Annotated in this window: 4 protein-coding genes and 1 pseudogene; 2 read left to right on the forward strand and 3 right to left on the reverse strand. The window is 76.5% G+C overall.

The window, feature by feature from the left end; all coding sequences use genetic code 11:
- Together HMPREF3105_RS11665 and HMPREF3105_RS11670 are read right to left on the reverse strand one after the other, a co-directional pair.
- A partial coding sequence (locus HMPREF3105_RS11665; protein ID WP_070709758.1) for a M23 family metallopeptidase occupies nucleotides 1-578 on the reverse strand: 578 nt, incomplete at its 3' end.
- 12 nt (nucleotides 579-590) lie between these two features.
- Nucleotides 591-1,877, reverse strand: a complete 1,287-nt coding sequence (locus HMPREF3105_RS11670) for an NAD(P)/FAD-dependent oxidoreductase (RefSeq protein ID WP_070709761.1) — start codon at nucleotides 1,875-1,877, stop codon at nucleotides 591-593.
- A 49-nt stretch (nucleotides 1,878-1,926) separates the two neighbouring features.
- Between HMPREF3105_RS11670 and HMPREF3105_RS11675 the strand changes: the two genes are divergently transcribed.
- Nucleotides 1,927-2,694, forward strand: a complete 768-nt coding sequence (locus HMPREF3105_RS11675; protein ID WP_041104117.1) for a sulfite exporter TauE/SafE family protein — start codon at nucleotides 1,927-1,929, stop codon at nucleotides 2,692-2,694.
- A 21-nt stretch (nucleotides 2,695-2,715) separates the two neighbouring features.
- On the opposite strand, the gene HMPREF3105_RS11680 is transcribed toward HMPREF3105_RS11675, so the two are convergent.
- The gene (locus tag HMPREF3105_RS11680; protein ID WP_020624715.1) at nucleotides 2,716-3,324 is read right to left on the reverse strand and encodes a TetR/AcrR family transcriptional regulator; all 609 of its coding nucleotides are present in this window, start codon (nucleotides 3,322-3,324) and stop codon (nucleotides 2,716-2,718) included.
- 72 nt (nucleotides 3,325-3,396) lie between these two features.
- Between HMPREF3105_RS11680 and HMPREF3105_RS11685 the strand changes: the two are divergent.
- A pseudogene (locus tag HMPREF3105_RS11685) lies at nucleotides 3,397-3,717 on the forward strand (hypothetical protein); the annotation flags it as partial.

Genomic DNA, 3,717 nt, shown 5'->3' on the forward strand with positions numbered 1-3,717 from the left:
TGCAGGTGCACGCCGGTGGCGGCGCCGGTCTGCCCGACGCCGGCCAGGTGGTCCCCGGCGGAGACGCGCTGGCCCGCGTCCACCACGGTGGAGTCCGGGGCGGCGTGCAGGTAGCGCCACACGTGGCCGTCCCCGGCGTCCACGGCGAGCAGGTTGCCGCCCGCGTCCCCGCCGGCCTCCACGAATAGGACTCGGCCGTCGGACACCGAGTGGAAGGGCGTGCCCTCCGGCACCCCGCCGAGGTCCACGCCGTCGTGGCGGGTCAGGGCCTCCTCGGACACCCCCGAGGGCACCACGCCCTCGCCGAACGGGTTGGGGCGGGGCCCGAAGCGGGAGGTCACGCGGCCCTGCACGGGCTCGGCGTACCCCTGCGTGTTCACCGTGGGCGGGGCGGGGGTGAAGCCGCCGTTCCAGCGCCGCCGCTCGGCGCCCGCGCCGGCGTCGTCCCGGCCGGCCGGACCGAACGCGAGGACCAGCGCCAGGACGGTCGCGATCAGGGCCAGCGCCCCCACTGCGGCCAGCACGCCCCCGGCCACACCGCTGCCCGGGGAGCCGGCGCCGGGGGTCGGGGTGGTCATCCCCTCAGTCTGTCATGCAGGGTCGGGACGGCCCCGGCCTTCGCCCACGGCATCCCGGCCCGCCACCAGCTCCCGCCCGCGCTCGTAGTCCTCGTCCGCGTTGTAGGTCAGCACGCCCACCACGCGGTCCTGCGCGTCCGTGTACCAGAGAGTGAACCCGCCGGTGCGCTCCACCATGCGGGCCTGCTCGTGGCCGTCGCCCCACGCGGCGTGCTTGAGCGTGTGCTCGCCGATGGTGCTCCAGAACCCGGGCACGGCCTCCCACCGCCGCAGGGACTCCGGGTCCGCCGTCGCCGCGTGGGCCAGCACGGAGGCCTGGCCGGCGCCGCCCGGCACGCCGACCTCGGTGCGGGCCGCGTTGTGCCCGGCGACCTCGCCCATGCCGAGGGCGTCGCCCCAGTGCTCCACGGGGATCGGCCGGCCGGCCACGGCGTGGTGGGCGCGGGCCACGTCCCCGGCCACCCACACGCCCGGCGCCGCCGCCAGGTGCTCGTCCGCCACGATCCGCCCCTCGTGCATGGTCAGCTCGGAGTCCTCGAGCCACCCGCCCCCCGGCTCGACCCCCACCGCGGCGAGGATCAGGTCCGGGGCGAGCGTGGCGCCGTCGTCGAGGTGGACGGTGCGCGGGGCGCGCACCTGCCCCACCCGCACGCCGGTGCGCAGCTCGACGCCGGCGCCGATCAGCCACTGCGCGATCCGATCGCCCGCCTCGCGGCCGAGCCGCTTCTGCTGCGGCACCTCGTCCGGGGTGACCAGCGTGGTCTCCACCCCGCGCAGCGCCAGCGAGGCCGCCGCCTCGCAGCCGATGAACCCCGAGCCGATCACGACGGCGGAGCGCGCGTGCCCGGCCGACGTCACCAGGCGGCGGGCGTCGGCGAAGGAGCGCAGCAGGTGCACCTCGGCGTCGTCGTCCGCGACGGGCAGGGGCTTCGGGTGCGCGCCGAGGGCGAGGATCAGGCGCTCGAAGCGGACCGGCTCCTCGCCGACCCGCAGCGTCCGCGCGGCGAGGTCCGCGCCGGTGACGGTGGTGCCGCGGCGCAGCTCGACGCCGTCCGGCAGCTCCTCCCCGGCGATCGGCGTGCCCTCGGGGGCCGCCATGCCGCGCAGCACCTCCTTGGACAGCGGCGGGCGCTCGTAGGGGTGGTCCACGTCCGAGGTGAGCATGAGGACGGGGCCGGGTCCCCCGGCGTCGACGTAGGCGCGGGCGGCGCTGACGCCGGCGGGGCCGCTGCCCACGATCACGAGCGGGAACGGGGTGGAGCTGTGCTGGGCCCTGCGGCCAGCATGCGCACCCGTCACGGGCGGAAGCCAGGGCCGACGGACACCCCGGCTCCGGCATACTGCCCGCATGGACCCCTCCCTGGTGTGGCTGCCGGCCGTCGTCGCGCTGGCCGCGATCACCGTGGGCGGCACGCTCCAGCGGGTGAGCGGCATGGGCGTCGGCATGATCGCCGCACCCACGCTGTCCCTGCTCCTGGGCCCGGTGGCGGGGGTGACGCTGTCCAACGTGGCCGCCTCGGTGTCCGCGGTGCTGCTGTTCGCGGTGCTCCACAGGCACGTGGACTGGCCGCGCTTCGTCCGCCTCGCACCCCTGCTCGTGGCCGGCTCGTTCGCGGGGGCGTGGGCCGTGCGGGTCCTGGACGCCCACGCCCTCGAGATCCTCCTGGGGTCCTCCGTGCTGGTGGCCGTGGCCGCCGTCCTGGGCCTGCAGCAGCGCTTCACCGCCCAGGGGAACGGGGCCGTGTTCGCCTCCGGCGCCGTGGCCGGGTTCATGAACACCACCGCGGGCATCGCCGGGCCGGCGCTCGCGGTCTACGCGGTGGCGAGCCGGTGGGACCAGCGCTCGTGGGCGGCCACCCTCCAGCCCGTGTTCCTGCTGGCCAATCTCACCTCGCTGGTCACCAAGTCGCTGTTCGGCGCGGCCGTGCCCGCGGGGCTGCACGTGCCGTGGCCGGTGTGGGTCGCCGTGGTGGTGGGCGGCCCGCTGGGTGTCCTGCCCGGTTCGGTGGTGGCCCGCCGGGTGGACCCCGCGAAGGCGCGCGTCCTCGCGATCTGCCTGGCCGGCGTCGGGGGCACGCTGGCGCTGGTGCGCGGTGTGGCCGGCACCCTGGGCTGAGGCGGGGCCGGCGCGCAGGCGTCAGGGCAGGAGGGAGCGCACGGCCGCGGCCAGCGTGTCCCGCACGTCGTCCACCGTCAGGTCCTCCGGGGCCAGGTGCCGCTCGACCGACAGCGTGTGCACGAGCATCAGGAGCATGGCCGCGGTGTGTGTGACCTGCTCGTCCGGGACGTCGGCCAGCACGCGGTGCTCGCGCAGCAGGCCGGCCAGGAAGTCCCGCCGCCGGACGGTCAGCGTCCGGTAGGCTCTCCCCACGGCGGGCTCGCGCAGGCCCACGGCCTGGAACTCGTGGAGGAGCAGGGGCCAGGAGCCCGTGGTCTCGAGCACGACGTCGGCCAGGGCCTCCGCCACGCGGGCCACCAGGTCCTCGCGCGGCAGGTCGGGGTCGTCCAGGGCGTCGGCGACGCCGTCCATGGCTCGGGTGGTCGCCCGCTCGAACTGGACGGTGCAGGCGGCGGCGAAGAGGTCCGGCTTCCCCGCGAAACCGGAATAGACGGCGCCCTTCGTGTAGCCGGCCTCCGCCGCGATGCGGGCGAGGGAGGAGCGCGCGTAACCCTCCCGTCCGAACACCCGAGCCGCGTGGTCGAGGATGGCCGCGCGGACATCCTCGCGGCGGGGTCGGGTCGCCATGTTGCCCTCTCGATGCCGATGGTATTGAATACCGATGGTATTGAATCCGCCTCGACTCGGCAAAGAGGGCCCATGTCTTCCACTCCCACCGACGCCGATCACCATGGCCCCGGGCCCGCCCCCGACCCGGCGCACCTCGACGACCTCCCGCCCGCCACCCTCGTGGCGCGCGGTCTGACCCTGCGCGGCAGTCGCGGGCCGGTGTTCGGCTCCCTCGACCTCGTGCTGCCCCCGCAGACCCACCTGGCCGTGCTCGGAACCCAGGGCTCGGGCCGCTCGGCCCTGCTGCTCGCCCTCACGGGGCGCCTGCAGGGCGTGCGGGGCGAGCTCGTGCTCACCGGCGGCCCCGTGGACGTCGCACTGGACGGGCCGGAGCGGCCCGCCGCCCGCGCG

This window comes from Micrococcus sp. HMSC31B01 (genome assembly GCF_001816085.1).
Lineage (GTDB): Bacteria > Actinomycetota > Actinomycetes > Actinomycetales > Micrococcaceae > Micrococcus > Micrococcus luteus.

Bases quoted from the DNA above. Each gene is read 5' to 3' on its own strand.
- HMPREF3105_RS11675 (WP_041104117.1), top strand. From the start codon at position 1,927: ATGGACCCCTCCCTGGTGTGGCTGCCGGCCGTCGTCGCGCTGGCCGCG.
- HMPREF3105_RS11680 (WP_020624715.1), bottom strand. From the start codon at position 3,324: ATGGCGACCCGACCCCGCCGCGAGGATGTCCGCGCGGCCATCCTCGAC.